The organism is Undibacterium sp. KW1 (genome assembly GCF_009937955.1).
GTDB lineage: Bacteria > Pseudomonadota > Gammaproteobacteria > Burkholderiales > Burkholderiaceae_D > Undibacterium.
Genome location: NZ_AP018439.1, coordinates 4,525,085 through 4,543,518, shown reverse-complemented (window position 1 = coordinate 4,543,518; position 18,434 = coordinate 4,525,085). Strand labels below are relative to the sequence as shown.

Annotated in this window: 18 protein-coding genes and 1 pseudogene; 4 read left to right on the top strand and 15 right to left on the bottom strand. The window is 50.5% G+C overall.

Annotated features, from left to right (window positions below; genetic code table 11):
• Window positions 1-7: 7 nt before the first annotated feature.
• The 3 genes from UNDKW_RS20340 to UNDKW_RS20330 form a co-directional block, all read right to left on the bottom strand.
• Window positions 8-445, bottom strand: coding sequence for a response regulator (locus UNDKW_RS20340; protein ID WP_162060196.1), 438 nt, complete (start codon window positions 443-445; stop codon window positions 8-10).
• 414 nt (window positions 446-859) lie between these two features.
• Window positions 860-1,381 carry a hypothetical protein gene (locus UNDKW_RS20335; RefSeq protein WP_162060195.1) on the bottom strand — a complete coding sequence of 174 codons (522 nt, stop codon included), beginning with the start codon at window positions 1,379-1,381 and terminating at the stop codon, window positions 860-862.
• Window positions 1,382-1,404: 23 nt separating this feature from the next.
• Window positions 1,405-1,821 carry a M24 family metallopeptidase gene (locus tag UNDKW_RS20330; RefSeq protein WP_162060194.1) on the bottom strand — a complete coding sequence of 139 codons (417 nt, stop codon included), beginning with the start codon at window positions 1,819-1,821 and terminating at the stop codon, window positions 1,405-1,407.
• A gap of 47 nt (window positions 1,822-1,868) precedes the next feature.
• Between UNDKW_RS20330 and UNDKW_RS20325 the strand changes: the two genes are divergently transcribed.
• The 3 genes from UNDKW_RS20325 (at window position 1,869) to UNDKW_RS20315 (ending at window position 3,748) form a co-directional block, all read left to right on the top strand.
• Window positions 1,869-2,117, top strand: a complete 249-nt coding sequence (locus UNDKW_RS20325) for a hypothetical protein (RefSeq protein ID WP_162060193.1) — start codon at window positions 1,869-1,871, stop codon at window positions 2,115-2,117.
• A gap of 121 nt (window positions 2,118-2,238) precedes the next feature.
• Window positions 2,239-2,745, top strand: coding sequence for a hypothetical protein (locus UNDKW_RS20320; RefSeq protein ID WP_162060192.1), 507 nt, complete (start codon window positions 2,239-2,241; stop codon window positions 2,743-2,745).
• 442 nt (window positions 2,746-3,187) lie between these two features.
• A complete protein-coding gene (locus tag UNDKW_RS20315) occupies window positions 3,188-3,748 on the top strand; it encodes a hypothetical protein (protein ID WP_162060191.1) in 561 nt (186 codons plus the stop codon).
• 107 nt (window positions 3,749-3,855) lie between these two features.
• Here the strand turns inward: UNDKW_RS20315 and UNDKW_RS20310 are convergent, their stop codons facing one another.
• On the bottom strand, window positions 3,856-4,845 hold the full coding sequence (locus UNDKW_RS20310) for an alpha/beta fold hydrolase (protein WP_162060190.1): 990 nt from the start codon (window positions 4,843-4,845) through the stop codon (window positions 3,856-3,858).
• 128 nt (window positions 4,846-4,973) lie between these two features.
• A complete protein-coding gene (locus UNDKW_RS20305) occupies window positions 4,974-6,197 on the bottom strand; it encodes a C39 family peptidase (protein WP_197892942.1) in 1,224 nt (407 codons plus the stop codon).
• Between the two features lie 322 nt (window positions 6,198-6,519).
• On the opposite strand from UNDKW_RS20305, the gene UNDKW_RS20300 reads away from it, so the two are divergent.
• Complete coding sequence (locus UNDKW_RS20300; RefSeq protein ID WP_162060189.1) at window positions 6,520-9,195, top strand: tetratricopeptide repeat protein; 2,676 nt, start codon at window positions 6,520-6,522, stop codon at window positions 9,193-9,195.
• Between the two features lie 47 nt (window positions 9,196-9,242).
• Here the strand turns inward: UNDKW_RS20300 and UNDKW_RS20295 are convergent, their stop codons facing one another.
• The 10 genes and pseudogenes from UNDKW_RS20295 to UNDKW_RS20250 form a co-directional block, all read right to left on the bottom strand.
• Entirely contained in the window at window positions 9,243-10,331 is a 1,089-nt protein-coding gene (locus UNDKW_RS20295; RefSeq protein ID WP_162060188.1) for a class I SAM-dependent methyltransferase, read from the bottom strand.
• Between the two features lies 1 nt (window position 10,332).
• Window positions 10,333-11,118 (bottom strand): class I SAM-dependent methyltransferase, encoded by a 786-nt coding sequence (locus UNDKW_RS20290; RefSeq protein ID WP_162060187.1) that lies wholly within the window; start codon window positions 11,116-11,118, stop codon window positions 10,333-10,335.
• An 18-nt stretch (window positions 11,119-11,136) separates the two neighbouring features.
• Window positions 11,137-12,096, bottom strand: a complete 960-nt coding sequence (locus UNDKW_RS20285) for a hypothetical protein (RefSeq protein WP_162060186.1) — start codon at window positions 12,094-12,096, stop codon at window positions 11,137-11,139.
• Window positions 12,093-13,067, bottom strand: a complete 975-nt coding sequence (locus UNDKW_RS20280; RefSeq protein ID WP_162060185.1) for a glycosylase — start codon at window positions 13,065-13,067, stop codon at window positions 12,093-12,095. Before UNDKW_RS20280 ends, UNDKW_RS20285 begins: the two co-directional genes overlap by 4 nt.
• 70 nt (window positions 13,068-13,137) lie before the next feature.
• The gene (locus UNDKW_RS20275; RefSeq protein WP_162060184.1) at window positions 13,138-14,424 is read right to left on the bottom strand and encodes an ATP-grasp domain-containing protein; all 1,287 of its coding nucleotides are present in this window, start codon (window positions 14,422-14,424) and stop codon (window positions 13,138-13,140) included.
• 3 nt (window positions 14,425-14,427) lie between these two features.
• The gene (locus UNDKW_RS20270; RefSeq protein ID WP_162060183.1) at window positions 14,428-15,156 is read right to left on the bottom strand and encodes a class I SAM-dependent methyltransferase; all 729 of its coding nucleotides are present in this window, start codon (window positions 15,154-15,156) and stop codon (window positions 14,428-14,430) included.
• A gap of 209 nt (window positions 15,157-15,365) precedes the next feature.
• Complete coding sequence (locus tag UNDKW_RS20265) at window positions 15,366-16,106, bottom strand: WbqC family protein (RefSeq protein ID WP_232063060.1); 741 nt, start codon at window positions 16,104-16,106, stop codon at window positions 15,366-15,368.
• Between the two features lies 1 nt (window position 16,107).
• A pseudogene (locus UNDKW_RS20260) lies at window positions 16,108-17,225 on the bottom strand (DegT/DnrJ/EryC1/StrS family aminotransferase).
• 209 nt (window positions 17,226-17,434) lie between these two features.
• Window positions 17,435-17,893: a hypothetical protein gene (locus tag UNDKW_RS20255; RefSeq protein WP_162060182.1), complete on the bottom strand. Its 459-nt coding sequence runs from the start codon at window positions 17,891-17,893 to the stop codon at window positions 17,435-17,437.
• Between the two features lie 54 nt (window positions 17,894-17,947).
• On the bottom strand, window positions 17,948-18,364 hold the full coding sequence (locus tag UNDKW_RS20250; protein ID WP_162060181.1) for a hypothetical protein: 417 nt from the start codon (window positions 18,362-18,364) through the stop codon (window positions 17,948-17,950).
• Window positions 18,365-18,434 lie beyond the last annotated feature (70 nt).

Below are 18,434 nucleotides of genomic sequence, written 5' to 3'. Positions count from 1 at the left end.
TTACACCTCAGGCAACAGGCAGTTCAACGACTCGCCAGTAGTGGTCGAGCATTTCTGTCACACGCATGAATCCATCACCCACATGCTGTTTGACGATATAACCAGCCACATGTCTGGAATAAGCCATGAGCTTGTCCTGGTCATCCTGTGAAGTGGTCAGTACGAATACAACGGCAGATGACAGGTTTTTGTCCTGCCGTAATACCGCCAGGAATTCTTGCCCGTTCATGCGGGGCATATTAATGTCCAGCAAGATCAGGTAGGGACGTGGCAGGCCCTCAGACGAGCGCAGGATTTCCAGCGCTTCAACACCGTCATGCGCCCGCACGATGGGATTGGCGATCTTGAGTTTTTTCAGTGCGCGCTCTATACCCAGCACATCGACATCGTCATCATCAACGACAAGAATAGTGACCGGTCTGGTTTGCGGAATGCTGTCATTCATTAGACACCTTTCGCCTGCGCACAATGATTAATAATACTTCAGGGCAACTTTGCTGCAACGCGAAATTTGTAACAAGCCTTTTACAAGCCATGCTTGCTCACAAACTCGCCCCGGCACTTATTGCCACAGCACGGCCCCGCTTACGTATTCCCTCAATATACATGCATGTCAATGCAAATATATCATGCTTACTAAATTTACATTCATATTATGCAATTGTCTATATCGCTGCAATATTGATATGATTAATTTGCATTTTTTTACGCTTTTGTGGCTTGGCTAGTATTTGCTGTGGAGTAATGCTGCGCCTCAAGATTTCATTTGTCTGTAGGAGAATGCCGCGTCTTAATGCATGGCAGGCATGGCCAGCACGGTCGGATTGTGGGACTTCGTGATCACCTCTGCTTTGTGGGTTTAGCAGTTCGGCAGTAAAGGATAGGACGCTGTCAGTATCTGCGGCACGTCCTCGGTGATCAGCAGCATATGGCTGTAGCAGGCAGATGGATAGTAGTTGCGCTCAGTCACAGGCCAGTGATCTTTGAGCTGCCTGGCGCTGGGCTTGGCAGGGTGGGCCAGTACCACCAGATGCAGCATGCAACCCGCACCCAAGACATGCTCCGCTTCGAACATGCCACGGCGCGGTAAAACCTGCGGCAGCATATGCGCCTGTTCACCGATGATATGACCAGCAAACAGCTCCGAGATAAACAAGCCAGTCTTGCTGCACGCCTGCTGCAAATGGCTGCCAATTGCCGAGACCAGCGCGCCAGGCCGGCACAGCGATATGCTCTCCTGCAAAATAGCATGACTAGTGGACTGTAACAGTGAAATCGAGAGTGAAGGACATGTGCCCGGCGCATCAGGGCAAGATGCAAAACACAGCGATAGCGGGGCTATCGCGAGTATTTGCAACGCAGCCATGATCGTCGCGCACATGGCAGGCACTCCGATTTTCACTGTTACAGTTCACTAGGCCCCAGCAAGTCGCCGGCAATGGCCGTACCCGCTCCGATCTGCACAGTCCAGTTCTGCATGCTGAACGCCCTTTGCTGATCGTGCAGACCAAACGCCAGCTTCACCACATCCCCATCCTTGAGCAGCTTGTCGCTAAGCGGCACACCATTCATGATTTCCTGGTTCACACTAATGCTGATACCAGCCGGAAAACCATTCATCAATGGCAGCGAGCTATGCACACCATGCTCCCGCGCCAGCTCATCCGCCAGCACCGCCACGTCAGCCGTACTGACACCCGCCTGCAGGCTATCAATCAGCCTCGGAAAAATCCGGTTTTGCACAGACACCAGCGCAGCAATCTGTTGATTGGTCTCAACAGTATTTGCCGGGACAGGTTTGGGTTTTCTGAGTAGGGACATGACGTGCAGGACAAATTGTGGGGGATGGCTTACCTTAGCAGAAATGGATGTTTCTGAAAACCATGCAGGGCTGGAGCAGCTCAGATAAATTGATGCAGAGGCCGTCAATTGTGACAGCCGGGATTATTTCTAATGCCAATAATCTCGATGAAGGTTTTGTCTGGATTGGTAGCCTGTGTGAAGATGGCGTGGATGGTGTGCATATAGATGAAGAGACTATTTCTGAGACTACCTCAGCTTTTATTTTAAAACTACGTCAAAATGGCATGCCATTTCTGGATCGCGTTCAGATTTGATGTCGCTGTCAGTAACCATATCTATTGAAAACTAGGGTTTGCAATAATGAGAGTCTGCTACAAGAAATTCTGGAAACCAATCCTGGTCGAAAAAATGCATGGCGTCCTCCCGGAATTTACTTTGAAAGAGACACCATCAAGGAAAGCAGCAGACGAGGCAAAACCATCCGGAAAGCCAGTTGTATTTATCTGGAATCCCGTTGATAAGTTGACTTTCACAATATGGTTTTCTACGCATCCTCGTCTCGATTACTTTGAAGGATATTGTCAATGGTCAGAGACGGCGAGAAAGGCGGATGTTCCTTGGACCATGGAACCTTTTTCGGATACAGTTATTTCTGCACCGAGTGCGACGGTCTTCTTTCAATTACTGTCTGGCCCAATGGCTGGCTTCAAACCTGAGGAAATAGCATTAAACTGGCCATTCTGGAAACCCAATTCGACGATAGATGATATAGCTGCCTTTCAGGCAGAATTCATGGCTGATGAAATGCGCGAGATTGGCGACGATGAAGCGAAAATGAGGGTTCAACTGGCCGTTGATAAGGCTGTGGCCGACGTTAAACGTTGCGCGTTACCCTGGTTTGAGAAAAAACTTGGGTGGTATCTGCAGCGAGAGCACGTCTGACATTTCTATGTTTATTATCCTTGCGGGTGTTTGATGCCACTGAATATAAAATTCTTTTTTACCCTGGCCATTACTGTCATTGCCGTGCTGATTTACTTTTCAGGTTCGGAGAAAGGCAGCGCCGGGCCGGATTGGTGGTGAAAGCTGGGACGACATGACCGGATTCGTCAAATGCTTTTTCGACCCGATGGTTCAGTCAGACGGTATGTGAAGATAGGCGTTTTGAGCTTATTTGCTATTGTGTTGCTAATTCTTTGGGTATTTGTTTCAACAATTCATGTCGCGTAGAGCCGGGCTTGGATTTAGATTGAATTTGGACTCAGATCTTTCCTTCACATAGGATATAAAAATGAGCCCGACAAAGCAAGACAGCGCGAAGTTTAATCTATACGGAATATGAAACAACATAAACCCTTTCGGAATACCCGGAAAGTAAACGTAAATGAGTTTTGAAGATGAGAAACTGCTAGGCAATTGGGGAGCCATTTTTTATTCTTATCTTCTTTTGCTCAATTACGACCTGGCCCCCAATTTCTGGTGGAAGGAGTTTCTCGCAATCGAGACGGCACTGGGAATATTGGTCATCCTGGTATTCAGAAAAAATAAGTACCCAAACATCCAGTTTTACGCTTGGTGTCTGGTTCTCTGGATACCACTCTTCATTGCCTATTCGTCTTTTTCCTTGCTTATACTTGGTCACACTTTTGGCAATAAGTGTTTATGGCTACTAATACCGCTTTGGGTCATACTCACGGCAATACTTATTCGAAGTACCGTCCATTTGAAGGATGGAACGTCGCCACCGAATCCTGGACTAATTTCTTGGTTTGCGGCTGTTGGGGCAAGTTTTACTGGCGTGTTGACGTTTTACTTTTCAAAGGCCACGTTAAGTTTTGTTCTTGAGATAACGATGAATGTCTTGCTTTCTTTTGGCATGGCCTGCGCTGTTATCGTTTGGATACGCCGTTGTTTGACATTGAGGTCCGATAAAAGGAAGGCGTGACTTCCTGCATTTCCAAGCTCGGGTGTTGATGATGGTTTATAGCTGGTATGTGATTGCTACAGCCAGATTGCCGGAGCTAATAATCAGCCCCGGCATAAAAACCCTCCCTACTTTCCTGTCGCCACCGCAGGCAAGGTGCTGATGATAGTCTGCTGAAATTTTTCTGCCTCGTCTTTATGAATCTGATGGCCAGAATGTTCAAATAAAAACAGCGCTTTCTTTGGTGCCTTCAATTGCGCGAAATAGTCTTTGGTAATCTGGGCAGATGTTTGTATATCGTTTTTGCCCACGAAAAAATACACCGGGCAATCGACTTCTTTCAAGGTCTTTGGCAAATCCATATTCATGACGGCGTTCCATACAGGCGACCAGGTTTTTGACCATTGCAGAAAACCATTCCTGAATTCGGCACTGGTTGCGAACTCTTTGCCTTCTTTGTACAGCAGCCATTTTCTCAGGTAGAGCAGGTCTTCATCGATTTTAAACGGGATATTAACGCTGGCCAGTTCAGCGCTGGCGATTGCATTGTCCTTGAAATGGTTCTTCAGGGCCGCCAGCAATTCTTTTTCACTGGCGAGCTGGCTGATGACGGGATTGGACGCAAAATAGGCATGCAGTAATTCGGGGTGGTTTTTGACGATGTAAAAACCCAGGACATTGCCCCAGGAGCTGCCGAGCAAATATATTTTTTCCTGTTTTAATTCTTTCCTGATGAATTGTATGACTTCATAGGTATCCTTCTCCATGAGCTCAACCGAGGGCTGTACGGGTGAGAGATTGAGTTTCAGGGTCTTACCGGCATCTCGCTGGTCCCATTGGACTATCGTAAATCTGTCTTTCAAGATAGTTGTGAAAGCTGCCGCATTGCTTATCATTGAGCTTCCGGGGCCGCCCGATAAAAATAGCAGGACGGGCTTGTTGGCATCATCGGTTTTAATCTCGATAAACTGTTTTATTCCGCCTATTTCCGGGGTCAACGCCTTGTCGATTTTTATTGAAGTGGTTTGAGACTGTGTCTGGTTTATGTCTTGCGCAATGCATGCAGAGAATGGGACCAGGGCGGTAAATAGCAAGACCAGCAGGTTTTTATTTATCATCGGTAAGCAGTCAGGTTGATTAATTATGCTTTGGAGTCGTAGCGGGGAACAGTGCCCCCGCATCTGGGCTGTTGATTCATGTAGTCATGACTGCATATTTACCCAGTGTCCGGCTTCAAGGTATTTCTTCACCGCGCCGACGCAGGCACCGCGCGGAAGGCTGCAGTCTGGTTAGACATGATTTTTACCTGCGGCAGCACATAGGTGGAATCGGTGGCGGTGAAGCTGAAGGTTTGCGTGGCTGAGGCAGCATTGGCGTTGAAAGACGAATTGGGGATGGCTGCCAGCGAATCGTATTGATACACATTGTATTTCACTCCAACGCTGAGGCCATATACGGTGGCAGTCAGGGTCAGCGGCGCTGCCATGGGCGGAGTGTTTGCGCCTTTGCTCATTGCCGGGTTTTCGTAATTCAGGTCGGTTGCCAGCCGCACTGGCACCGTTTCTCTATTTATATCGATGACACCGGTAATGGCAACGGCTGAATTGATGTTGTTACTGCTGCTATGCAGTGCCAGCGAATACGGTGGTGCAGCCTGGGCGTTGGCCTGGGTGCGTGTCATCTGGAATTTGTCGAAGCCATATTGGAACAGATAAGCTGCGGCCACTGGCGGGGCAGTGAATTGATTGGGGTAATTGGCATTATTGGTGCCGCTGTTATCGCTGAATTGCAAAATATCGTCGGCGTAATAAGTCTGGTTCAATCCCGGTACCAGCGGGTGGCTGGAGGCGATGCCATTAACCGGCACGATATGGTCATAGCTGGAAAAACCAGTCGCAGGGTTGCCGCCAGGCTGATACTGGTTCACATAGATACCCATGATGACCGGATAACCAGCCAGCACATAGCCCTTGATCCAGGCCAGGTACTGGCTGGTCGTGGTGGCGTTTGACAGCCCGTTCCACTCAACGGCATTCAGATGCATGTTGGCTGCTGCTGTCAGGTCATTGACCGAGACTAGCAACTGGCTGTTGACATCGTTTTGGCTCAAACCCGGTGTTGCGGCAGCGCGTGCGGTGTACTGCGATACATACTGGCCGTAATACAAACCGGCACTGATGAAGGCGGTTTCGCCGCAATAGCCGTAGTTGGCATTCCACTGGTGACGTGGCGGAATCGCCAGTGACATCGCGTAACTGCCACCCGTGGGTGGTGGCGGTGAATCTGCCGGAACCGGCCCTGGCAAGATGATGGGTACCAGGCTGGTGCTGACCTGGGTTTGATTGCCAGTGTCGGGCGCGGTGCTGGCATTGCCGCTGCCACCTGAACCGCCACCACATCCTCCCAGTGTCGCTGCCAAAACTGTTGCCAACAGGCTCAGTGTGTATGCACTGGCTATTTTCTTGTTCATGGTGTCTCCATATTGTGCGTGAACTTGTGGTTCACTTTTTTCGCCGGGTTTGCTGGCACTCGCAAGCAATTGCGCGGTAGCAATTATGCAATGATTTGGCTGTCGGGTGAGAAATACTTCGATGTACTGGGGATGTGACTGGAGTAACTCAGGCTGTTTCACGCAGCGGGCCTCAGAATCTGGCTTTAGGTTCAGACTTTAGATTCAAGCTTTAGAATCAGGCTTGTCAATGTTATCCTGCGTTAATATTTGTGTTTGGCCACTGAGGCGGTCTCATCGCCTGGGATATAGTGGCAAACGGTACTGAGCAAAGGATATCTGGATGTTTTCCTGGTTTAAAAAGCGCATGGGTGCAGGCAATGAGGCTGAAGTTCAGCCTGTGGCAAAGCCAGTGACTCCGCCTGAACAGGCGGTTGGCGGGCCAATTGAGAGCCCGGCGAAGCCGACGCCTGTCGCAGGGCAACTGTCAGCAGTGGGTAGCTTGCTGGAGCAGGCTAATCATTTGTTTGCTGCTGGCAAACTCGACGAGGCAAAAGATTACTGCCAGCAGGCGCTTGTGCTTGACCCGCAAGATGCGCAGGTGCACAACAAGCTGGGCGATATTGCCTATGAGCGTGGGCAACTGGAGGTGGCTGAAGTGGCTTATCGCCGTGCCCTGGAAATTGCACCCGGCTTTGGTGATGCGGCGATTAATCTTGGCCTGACCCTTGATGGGCAAGGCCGCAGTGCAGAGGCTGAAGCCATTTACAGGCAATTGATTACCCGTGAAGCTGGCAACACCGTGGCGCATTTCAACCTGGCCGCCAACCTGACGATGCAAAACCGCTTGCCCGAGGCAGAGGCCAGTTATCGCCAGGCCATAGCAATCAACCCGGCTTTTTCTTTTGCGCATTTCAACCTGGGGACTTTGTTGCAGGGGCAAAACAGGCTGGCTGAGGCTGAGCCATGTTTCCGGCGCGTGCTGGAAATCAATCCCGGTTCTGTCAATGCCTATGTTAACTTGAGTGGAATACTGCTGACGCAGGCGCGCTATGCCGAGGCTGAGGCATTGCTGAAACAAGCCAGCAATGCCGCTCCGGTATCTCCCCAATTATTGTGGATGTTGAGTAACGCGCTGCTGGCCCAGGCCAAAGGGGCAGAAGCTGAAACCTGGTTGTGGCGCTTGCTGGAAGTACAGCCTGCCCATACAGAAGCACGCGCCATCCTGCTCGATACTTTGGGTTCGCAAGACCGCCTGGTACAGGCCGACAGCCATTACCAGCGCCTGATCGCCAGCGTGACTGAGGATGCCAACTGGCATTTCCAGCTAGCAGAAAAGCAGACGCAGCTAAGGCACATGGCCGAAGCGGTAAGCTGCTACCAGGCAGCGATCAGGATCAAGCCTGATTTTGTCGAGGCGCATTTTAATCTCGGCGGCATACAGATAGGGCAGGGGCTGACGGCCAGTGCCGAGCGCAGTTTCAGGGCCGTGCTTGAGATCAACCCGCAACATGCGTATGCACATATCAATCTCGCCCTGTTGCTGATGGGGCAGCACAAGCTTGAAGAGGCCGGGGCGAGCTGCCGCAGCGCTATTGAGCATGCACCGCAGGCAGGTGATTTTTATTGCATACTGGCGTCCATCCTCAAATCCCAGGGCAAGATTGCGGATGCAGAACAGGCACTTAAACAGGCTCTGGAGGTTGATCCCGGCCTGATCGACCAGCGCCTGGAGCTGGCCAGCTGGAAATTATTCAACATGGTTGAAAATCAGGCGACCGATCCGCAAGCCCTGTTTGCTGAACATTGCCGCATAGGCGATATCTATGAGGCTGGCTTGCGCGATGCCTGGCCCAGACATCAAAACCAGCGTGATCCGCAAAAGCAATTGAGGGTAGGCTTTGTCTCGGCAGATTTATGCAATCATGCAGTGGCATCTTTCATCGAGCCTGTGCTTGAACACCTGGCCGCTGCGAATGATGTCGCTGTCTATATTTACTATAACAATAGCGTAGAAGACGAGATCACTTACCGCATCCGTTCCCGCTTTAAACAATGGCGCAAGGTGGCTGGGCTGTCTGACGCTGACCTGGTCACCCAGATCACGAAGGATGGCGTCGATATACTCATCGATCTTTCCAGCCACACCAGCATGCACAGGTTGCAGGCGTTTGCGTACAAGCCAGCACCAGTGCAGGTGAGCTGGATGGGTTACCCCGGCACTACTGGCTTCCGTTCTGTTGACTACTTCCTGTCTGACCGGTTTATCCTGCCACCTGGGCAGTTTGAGTCGCAGTTTGTCGAGAAGATAGTCCGTCTGCCAGCCAATGCGCCGTTCAAATCGACGGTGAACCCTCCTGACCTGGTGACCCTGCCAGCGCTGGCGAAAGGCTATATCACCTTTGGCAGTTTTAACCGTGTCGGCAAGATCAATGCAGAAGTCGTCGCGATCTGGGCCAGGGTCTTGCAGTCTGTGCCCAACTCGCGCATGTTGCTGGGTTCCATGCCTGCCGACGGTGAGCACCCGCTCATCCGTGGCTGGTTTGCTGACGCAGGTATCAGTGCAGATCGCCTGATGTTTGAGCCGCATTGTGACTTGCGTAAATACCTGATGCTGCATCAGCAGGTGGATATCTGCCTGGATACCTTCCCTTACTCTGGTGGTACAACTACCATGTATGCACTGTGGATGGGTGTTCCTACCATGACCATGCATGGTCAGACCATACCCAGCCGCACAAGTACATCTGTCATGGGGCATCTGGGGCTGGAGAACTACATTGCTGGCAATGCTGACGAATTCGTACGCAAGGCAGCGGCTAATGCTGCTGATTTGAACAGTCTGGGCAGCCTGCGCATGGGGATGCGGGCACGCATACAGCAATCCGTACCGGGCCGCCCTGAACTGATTGCCCGTGGTTTGCAACGCGCCTTGCGCATCATGTGGCAAAACTGGTGTCAAGGTTTGCCTGCACAGTCGTTTGAGGTGCTTGAAAAGGATTTGACGGACGTGCAGTAATGCATTGCACGCCGGTCGTTTTTAGCATGCCTATGATAATGCGATGATCATGCGTGCTGGACTTTTTTCTGGATAAAAAGCGCACCACCCATAAAAAATGCTGTATCTATCTCTGCATGATGATGGGCGAGGTAAGCATCTGCAGCGCGGCGCGGGCCATCGCCAAAAGGCCAGGTGTAATCGTCGATGACTATCCAGCCACCGCTGACCACATACTTGCTCCATGCCAGGATGTCAGCACTGGCATTATCAAAACTGTGGTTGCCATCGATATGCAGTAAGGCAATCTGGCCCTGATAACGCGTCTCACCAAAGGCCTCCGTCTGCACGGATTTTTGTGTGCCATATTCTATTGCCCCAGCGGTGGAGGGCATACGCAGATAGTTGATATCTGCTCTGGCATAAGGCAGCAAATTGCCAAGAAACACGTCAAAGGCTTCGTCCGCACTGACCTGCTTTGATACTTTATCGACGATGGCGCTGGCGTCCTGCTGTACCAGGTGTTCGTCGGACCACGGATCAACACAAAGCACATGGCCTATGTTAAAACACTGCGCCAGTCTTAATAGCACAAAGGCAGATTTGCCCCACCAGCTACCGATCTCGACCAGGTCGCCAGACGGACTATGCCTGGCAACCTCATACAAGGCATGGACTTTCTGATGATCACACATACCTGGTATGGCATCAGTATGCAGTAACAGCGACGTTAACTGGGCGATGCTCAGGCCAGGCTTTGCTGCTGCATCCTGAAGCGGCAAGCGATGGCCCAGCAGCTCATGGGCGCGTTTCTTTGCGGCGCGAAAGCGTGTCAATTCTTCGTTCGCCGGTGCTTCATTGAGTAATTTTACGCCTGGTGCGATTTGTCCAAGATGCTGTTGCAGATGATCCCAGACTACAGGGTTGGCGGTGTAGATACTGCCTATGTCCTGTTCTTGTATCGCCCTGGCCAGGGCTTGGTCAAAACCAGCGTCAGAGATATATGGCAAATACTGCCATTCCGGATAAGACGGGCGGGATGGATCATGCGCCAGCGAAGATGCGCCTATGACCTTGCTTCCGTCACGCAGACATTGCTCCAGGAAGCTTAATGCACGTGGCATGCCCGCCGGGAAAATAAGTATGGCCTTGCTCATATCAGCTTGCTCCAACTGCCGGGTTTGGTGTTTTTGCTTGGCCTTTTTCACACATCAGGAAAATACTCGCGCACAAGTCCGGGTACTGTTGGCCTAATTGATAGCAGCCTTCGATATAGGCTGGAGAAATGATGTCGGTGTTGAGCAAACGGTCCCACTGGAAATTGGCGAGTGCCTTAAAAAAAATACCGGAACGGTGGACTACCTTCAAGCCGGCAGCGACGGCGTCGCGCTCCATGGTGTCCAACGAATAAGTGCACCTGTGCCCATGTTCTGCCTCGGCGGGCGTGACAGCAGCATTGTGCGAAATTAAACCCATCTTCACGGCAATCTGGCGTGAAGGGGCATTTGCATTGGGACAAACCAGGAAGAGACGGCCTTTGTCAGACAACCATTCATCATTGATACGTTTCAGTACCATTACCGGGTCATCCAGGTGTTCAAGTACATGGGTCAGTACGATATTGTCATAGCGGCGTGGCAATTGCACTTTTTCAAATTCGGCATTGAAAAAATGCAGGCTTTCACCAAAACTGGCACGTGCTTCAGCGATGGCCGTGTCCGACGCTTCGACGCAGGTAATATCGTCAGAAAAGGCCTGCAGTCGCTTGGTGAAGTTGCCTTTGTAGCTACCCAGTTCCAGTATGCTGCCATTATTGATGAAGGGCTCGAAAGATTTGATCATGTAGTGATGCAGTACATCAAAGTCAAACGAATAGGCGTATTTTTCGTTCTCACGATTGCCTGCATCATCGAGTTCGGCGTTGTAGTTGCGCTTGCTGTCCATAAATATTTCCTTGCTTGTTTAGACGCTGGTCTCAAGTACGGCCAGACCAAAACCGCCGCGGCCAAACTCATTGCCGTTGTAGAGCATATAAAATTTGCCGTCCATTTCAAATACATGAGGATAACACTGCATCTGTGAATCCCAGTCGTCTGCAGATACATCTATGCCGGCCAGGCTGTCGTCCCTTTCCCAGTTCAGCATATCCCTGGACCAGGCGTAACCCAGCCTGTAGGCGCTGCTGTGCTGGCTCCTGAAGTCATGTGCCTGCCGGTAGCAAAAATACATGTGATAGATATCACCTTGCCTGAAGACGGTCGGCAGAGCCTGGCATTCATTTTCATTGAGTCTGTCCGCAATAATGAGGCGGCCTTCGCGTTGCCAGTGTATGGCATCGCCGGATGTGGCGTGGGCAATTTTATAGACACGGTCAGGTGCCGACGTATCCGATTGCTTTACCCACCTCGTACCGTGGATATACCACATGTGGTACTGCCCCTGCTCGCGCATGACGAAGGCATCGCCGACCAGAAAAGGTTCGTGCAATGAAGCTGCCAGCACCGGGCCATCACCCGGTTTCTCAAAGGTCAGCCCTTCATCATGGCTGATGGCCAGGCCTATCGCTGCATCTGCAGATACGGATACTTTCCTGTTCCAGCCTGTGGTAAAAGCCAGTATGCGATTGCCATCACGCAGCACATTGACAGGGAAAATGCCATGTTCGTCAAAGCATCCCAGTTTGCCCAGCTTGATCACTTCATGTGTTGAAGTGCTGATGACGTCCCGCATATTTTTGTCGAAATCGACAAAAGCAATGTGGCTGAGGAACTTGCCGCTGCTGTCGCGTTCCCGGGTTGAAAAATAGATGCGTACCCGGTCAGCCATGACCAGGGCCTGCGGTGACTGGGCATAGCCAAAGCAGGGTGGCGGCAGGGGGTGGGCAGACGGATCAAAAATCTTGCCCAACTTGATCCACTTCATACCTGCCCCCAATGTTGTCCCGGTGCCATACGCGCCAGACCCATGCCAGTGCGGCCCATCTCGTTGCCCTGGTAGAGCATGTAAACATCACCATCAAGCATAAAGACATGCGGGTAATTGACCATCTCTGAATCCCAGCCAGACTCAGAGACCTGTATGCCAGCTCTGTCGTCATCCCTGTGCCAGTTCAACATGTCACTTGAGCTGGCATAGCCTATACGGTAGCCGCCTTGCTTGCTTTTATAGTTCTCGGTGCTGCGGTAAGAAAAAAACATATGGTATAAACCGTCACGGTAAAGCACGTCCGGGCAGGCCTGGCATTCTTGTTCACCGAGACGGCTTTCGATCAGATCGCGACCTGCTTTTTCCCAGTCGTAGCCATTGTCCGAGCTGGCCATGCGTATGCGATAGACGGGTTCTGGCCTGCCGCTGGTTTTAATCCATTCCTTGCCAGCGACATACCAGAGCGTCCATTTGTCGTTGAACTTTCTTATTCTCGGGCTGCCCATGAGAAAAGGCTCGTCAAGGCTATATGAAATGACAGGCCCATCTCCAAGACGTACAAAGCTATTGCCGCCGTCATGGCTGACAGCAACACCTATGGCTCCATTGAAGGGTACTGATTCGCAACGCGTCCAGCCCGCATAATAGACACGGTGTTGTTCTCCATCACGAATAACAGAGACAGGATTGGTGCCAAACTCATCGAAGCATCCCAGCCCGCCAAGGCTGAGTGCTGGCTGCTGGCAGACATTCTTTACCTGAGTCAGGTCATTACGGTCGAGATCTATGTGGGCCAGGTAGCTGAGGTATTGCCCATCTGCAGACGGGGCAGGACGGGAACAGAAATACACCCTGACGTAATCATCATGGATAACGACCGAAGGCGACTGGGCAAACTCATGCATCCAGCTCTTGCCTTCCATATCTCTGGGGTCAAATATTTTCCCTAGTTTTTCCCACTTGAACATGTATTTTCCTTGCGAGTACCAAATGCCAAATATCACATGACAGATGGCAGATGGCTGGGCTGGCTTGCGCTTATGCCAGCAGCGTTTCAACGGCATCGACATCAAACACGGGTATCCCCAGCTTTTGCGCTACCTCCAGCCTGTCATGCCAGTAATTGTCGATGAATATGGCCCCGTCTCCCTTGATGGACTGCCACTTTGGCTGTTCTTCTGTCAGATGAATGATGGCGCTAAACAAGTTTTCAGCGATGCCACAATCACGCAGGCTGGCGCTGACATCGGCGCGGTGCTTGGTGATGAGGGTGAGGCCTATGCCGCGGTTGCGGCACTGATAGACGAAAGCCATCACCATGGGATGAACATGGCTGCCTATGATGAGCGTCTCATCAAGATCAATATACACATGGAAATACTTGAAGTCTGCCCTGTAGCGGTTATGCAGGCAACGGTCGAGTTGCAGTGCATAATTGTTCTTCATGATGTGCACCGGGATTTTCAGTGCATTGAACAGGCTCAGCAGCGCAAAATTGATACCTGCGGCACGGTACAAACCCATGGTGCTGGACTGGCGTGGCGCAAATTCCAGCAGCTTGAATTTTCCTGCACGGTCCTTTTTTACCTGGAAAAACCAGGCACCGTTGAGAGCGACAGTACTATTGATCGTGTTGGCAATCTCTTCGATTTCACTGCTTAGCTCAATTGCGGTCGAGCGGAACGAGATGCCCATCTGCACGCGCTCCCGCGTCCTGGGGCCGATGAATTTTAAATCACCCTTGAAGTCGGTGAAGCAATCCACACTCAATTCTTCACCTGGCAAAAACTCGCTGATGAGCAAGCCAGGATCTTTGTGCAAATAGAATTCCAGCTCCGCCTGATCCGAGGCCAGGTAGCTGCCTTTTCCACCCTGGCCGTCGTCGGGCTTCAGAAATACCGGGAATGTCAGTGCCTTGTCTTGCCCAGAAAATATCTGCGGGCAAAAAGCAAATGCGCTGAACTTCGCATAGGTAAGGCTTTTTGAACGTGCGATCTGATTGGTTTGTGCACAGGAAGTAATGATCCTGGCCGCGAGTTGATCCTGGTGTGCCGCCAGAAAATTAGCGATCGTATCATGCGTAGGATAGACAAATGCTATCCCCAGCCTGAGCAGCAAGTTGTTGAAGCGCTCGATGAAATCTGGCCGGTCCACGTAAAACGTGTCCTCGATATAATGGGACTCGTCATACACATAAGAGGCATGATCATTCTTGCCTGAAGCACCAAACAGCTCGACATGGTGGCTATATTTAAGCGAGTTATAAATTTCCAGACCGATTTCAGAGCCCGCAGGAAAGACCAGTATCTTGTGTTTGCCGCTCATGGATCAGGCTGCTGGCAAAGTCAGTTCTGCCAGGATACCGCAGGAGAGCTCTGGATAATCGATCGCTGCGAGGCAAAATGCGCGGATGATATTGGCATCGAAATTTAGTGACAGCATTTGCCTTGTCGTCAAGGGTTTGAGGTAAATACCTTCCATGCGCTTGATCTCATAGCCCGCTTCAAGAATATCTTTTGTCAAGGTATGAACGGTGTAATAACGCTTATGCCCTAATAAATGATCGTAGTCAGACAATTCCTGCATGTCTGGCAGCAAGCCCGCGAGATGGCCCAGGCGACGGTTCAGCACTTCTGCATTTGGCACAGTCACAAACATGCGCCCCTCTGGTGCCAGAAATTGGCGGAAATGCTTGAGTATGCGTACAGGATCGTCTACATGTTCCAGGATGTAACCAAAGACGATGACATCAAAGCGCTCTTCAGTGGAAAAATTTTCAAAATAGGCTTCAACTATCTCTGCCCTGGAGTCGGGGAAGCGGCTACGAAACTGATCAATCACCGCGCGCGAGGCATCAATCACCACATGGCGGGAAAAATGCTTCTCAAACATGTTGGCAGTAATGCCGTGACCCAGACCCAGTTCCAGCAGCGAATGGGCACCGTCAGAAAATTGGGCGACGCGTTCCGGATACCATTGTAGCTGGATCTGATTGTCAAACTCGTAAATGCTGGAACCTTCATAGGCTTGCACATGGGTGTCGAGTATATTGGTCATGCCTGATCTATTTCCTGGTAAATGAAGTGAATTGTTGTGGTTTCACTCATGGTTTGTGCCTGCCATCAAGCATTATTGTTTATAGTGACATTTTTTTCTGGCAACTTTGTCGAAATTATCGTCCCCCTGCATGGTGTTGTCAAACCAGTGTCAGGCGATGATTTCGGTTATCCCGGCTTGCCTGAGAGCGGGTAGCGATAGATGACAGATCAGATTAAATCATAGCCTTGCCCGACTTGTTGCCTGATATTCTCCAGTGAATTGAACATCATGACATCAACAATAGATAGCGAAGGCACAAACGGCGCCCCATACTGAGCATATTCAAATGCAGCAGTACGTATGAAGTTGAGTGCAATACCATGTTCATTGAATACACTGCCTGAATATAAATCCATGCCTCCTATGGCGTTAATATACCTGCTTGCACCCATTGCCTTGCATAGCGCGATGACCTTGTCCTGGCTTTTGAGCTCATGATCGATATTCACAGCAGATGATACATGTATGGGAGTAGTGATACCCAGATGCTGGCAAGTCGCGATCAGGCCATGATGCAGGAAGTTGAACAGATTCTGGTCATCATGCAACACGATGCGTTCAACAAGTGGCATGGTCTGCGCAAAAAACGGCGCACGGCCATAGGCATTGCGAAACTGACGCAATAATTTCTCAGGTTTGAAATCAGTTGCCAGCTCACGTTCAACAATATCCAGCGAATCCGACCCCGCTTTCAAAGGTAGTGAAAATAATACATCCTTGCCGTCTTGTAGCAAGCGGTTACGGTTGATCCAACCCTTTTTGGTGTACTTGATATTGTCATAGATGATGAACTGATCTACCGCCGCGATCAGTTGAAAGTAACCTATGTAGGGAAAAAAATAGGGTTGCATCACGCCCAGGCTGCGGTGACGCTCCTGGCCTGGCGTCGTTGGTATCATGGGGGGCATGTCAGGATGCAATCAGGGCCACGATGGCTTCAACCTGTTCCAGTTCCAGTGCAGGGTAAATCGGCAGACACAACACCTGCTGGGCGGCTATTGTGGCGTGCGGTAAATTTGTGCCCTGGGCCGATTGCAGGCCGCGGTACATGGGAAAATCAGATAACAGGGGGTAAAAATAACGCCTGCCAAAGATCTGGTGGTCGCGTAATTTTTGATACAGTGCATCACGGCTCATGGGGTAGTCTGGCCCTACCATCACTGGAAAATAAGCGCAGTTCGCCAGCTCATGACTCACAGGTTCAGGGCAGCGTATGCCTTTTACGTCCTTGAGCAATGAGCGGTAATGCGCATCAATTGTCCTGCGCCTGGCAATGGCATTATCCACATCCTTGAGCTGCAACAGGCCGAAAGCCGCATTGATCTCGCTCATCTTGCCATTGATGCCAGGCGCTGTGACCGTGGTTTCATCAACAAAACCAAAGTTTTTAAGATGGTCAATATGACGCTTGATTTTGGCGTCGCGGCAAACGATGGCCCCACCTTCAAAGGTGTTAAATACCTTGGTTGCATGAAAGCTGAGTACAGACAGGTCACCATGGCGCAATATGCTGCCCCCTGATCCCTGACACCAAACGAATGCGCCGCATCGTAGATCACTTTGAGGTTATAGCGGTCTGCAATATCCTGAATCGCATCGACATCACATGGGTTGCCATAGCAGTGCACAGGCATGATGGCCGTAGTCTGCGGCGTAATGGCTGCTTCTATGCGCGATGGGTCAAGATTGAGGGTAAGCGGGTCTATATCTGCAAACACGGGCTTGATACCATTCCACAGCAGCGAATGCGCGGTTGCCACAAATGAGTAAGGTGTGGTGATCACTTCGCCGGTAATGCGCAGCGCCTGCAAGGCGGTCACCAGTGCCAGTGTGCCATTGCTGAACAGGGCCAGGTGCTCAACACCCAGATATTCACACAAGGCTGCTTCGAGCTGATGATGGAAAGGCCCGCAATTGGTCAGTATCTTGTTGCCCCATATTTTCTCCAGATAAGGAATAAATTCCTCAAGCGGAGGCAAATGGGGTTGCGTGACGTAGATGGGCTTTTTGTCAGGTGAGTTATCCATAAAGCCTTGGCAGTGGCAGGGGCATCATCGTGAGTGATGGCTTATTGTTGGTGTTTGTAGCTGTTGTATATTGTCTATTTGTAAGGATAGCACAAACGGTCTGGATTTTAAGGGGAAGCGCGCGTGCCTGCTACGTTGATGGGGCAAACTTCTCGTGAGAAAAATTATCTATTTATTATTAAAACACGCTAAGCCAAATAAGAGACTGTTCAGGTACCCGGTTTTTTTGCCGAAAATTCAAAAACGGCAGCGGTATTATCAAAGGTGATGCCCAATTTTTCAGTAAATACATCTGCTGCGCTTTGGAAAGGCAATCCCAGTTCCTGAAGGGCTGCTTTGAAAGCCCGGTGCATGTTTTCATCCTGCCAGTTCAATGAGTCATCATTCATCGTGATTTTGACCGAAAAATGACCAAGCATTCCGGTAACCAGCATTTCATAGAGCCTGTCCTCGTAAAAGTAGGCATATACGTTGGATATTGCAGAGTCAAGGCGTGGGACGGCTGCCCTGTACAGATAAGAATTGCCGACGCGGTCTATCATCCACTGGTGTTTTGTCATGCTCTCCACATGCATTCTGGCAAGTTCATATAAATGCGTGCTTGCCTTGATGTCAGACCTGATTCTTGCTGCATCCTGTTCTGTAATTGCTGCCTTTACATAATTCATGTTATTCCTCTTGTCGATAAATAGGCTGCCGCTGGCTGCAATCTAGGTTGAGCATCAATTCTTTTCATCATACCGATGACGCCGCAGATATTGTATGAACCCCGGTAGCAGAATGATGAGCAGCAGTATGGATTCACCTATAAACGCATAATGAAGTGATTTCCTGTCATTCCACGTATAGCTGGCAATCACGAGTACGACAGCGACAATTGTAAAAACGGCGGCATACTTTATGAAAAATCCAGGTTGTCTGAACTTGCCCTTGCTGACCAACACCAGGCTCGCAATCAGGCTGATGGCCGCAACCGGGAGTGAAAACAGGACGATAAGCAATCCCAGAAAGCCGCTCCAGTCATCCGCCATGGCAAGGCTGGGCAGGCAGCATGTCAGGCCAAATAAGAAAAATGCTGACATTGACTTGCCAGAGGTAACTCTGGTTTCAACATCTGATGAAGGCGTGGTAAATTTCATAAAAAGCGTGTCGCTCAGGTATCAATAAAAATGGATAAATACAGCAGTAGGGTGCGCCGTGCGCACCGTT

Bases quoted from the DNA above. Each gene is read 5' to 3' on its own strand.
- UNDKW_RS20305 (WP_197892942.1), bottom strand. From the start codon at position 6,197: ATGAACAAGAAAATAGCCAGTGCATACACACTGAGCCTGTTGGCAACA.
- UNDKW_RS20325 (WP_162060193.1), top strand. From the start codon at position 1,869: ATGTTTCTGAAAACCATGCAGGGCTGGAGCAGCTCAGATAAATTGATG.
- UNDKW_RS20250 (WP_162060181.1), bottom strand. From the start codon at position 18,364: ATGAAATTTACCACGCCTTCATCAGATGTTGAAACCAGAGTTACCTCT.
- UNDKW_RS20300 (WP_162060189.1), top strand. From the start codon at position 6,520: ATGTTTTCCTGGTTTAAAAAGCGCATGGGTGCAGGCAATGAGGCTGAA.
- UNDKW_RS20335 (WP_162060195.1), bottom strand. From the start codon at position 1,381: ATGTGCGCGACGATCATGGCTGCGTTGCAAATACTCGCGATAGCCCCG.
- UNDKW_RS20275 (WP_162060184.1), bottom strand. From the start codon at position 14,424: ATGAGCGGCAAACACAAGATACTGGTCTTTCCTGCGGGCTCTGAAATC.
- UNDKW_RS20270 (WP_162060183.1), bottom strand. From the start codon at position 15,156: ATGACCAATATACTCGACACCCATGTGCAAGCCTATGAAGGTTCCAGC.
- UNDKW_RS20315 (WP_162060191.1), top strand. From the start codon at position 3,188: ATGAGTTTTGAAGATGAGAAACTGCTAGGCAATTGGGGAGCCATTTTT.
- UNDKW_RS20285 (WP_162060186.1), bottom strand. From the start codon at position 12,096: ATGAAGTGGATCAAGTTGGGCAAGATTTTTGATCCGTCTGCCCACCCC.
- UNDKW_RS20280 (WP_162060185.1), bottom strand. From the start codon at position 13,067: ATGTTCAAGTGGGAAAAACTAGGGAAAATATTTGACCCCAGAGATATG.
- UNDKW_RS20255 (WP_162060182.1), bottom strand. From the start codon at position 17,893: ATGAATTATGTAAAGGCAGCAATTACAGAACAGGATGCAGCAAGAATC.
- UNDKW_RS20340 (WP_162060196.1), bottom strand. From the start codon at position 445: ATGAATGACAGCATTCCGCAAACCAGACCGGTCACTATTCTTGTCGTT.
- UNDKW_RS20265 (WP_232063060.1), bottom strand. From the start codon at position 16,106: ATGCCCCCCATGATACCAACGACGCCAGGCCAGGAGCGTCACCGCAGC.
- UNDKW_RS20295 (WP_162060188.1), bottom strand. From the start codon at position 10,331: ATGAGCAAGGCCATACTTATTTTCCCGGCGGGCATGCCACGTGCATTA.
- UNDKW_RS20290 (WP_162060187.1), bottom strand. From the start codon at position 11,118: ATGGACAGCAAGCGCAACTACAACGCCGAACTCGATGATGCAGGCAAT.
- UNDKW_RS20330 (WP_162060194.1), bottom strand. From the start codon at position 1,821: ATGTCCCTACTCAGAAAACCCAAACCTGTCCCGGCAAATACTGTTGAG.
- UNDKW_RS20310 (WP_162060190.1), bottom strand. From the start codon at position 4,845: ATGATAAATAAAAACCTGCTGGTCTTGCTATTTACCGCCCTGGTCCCA.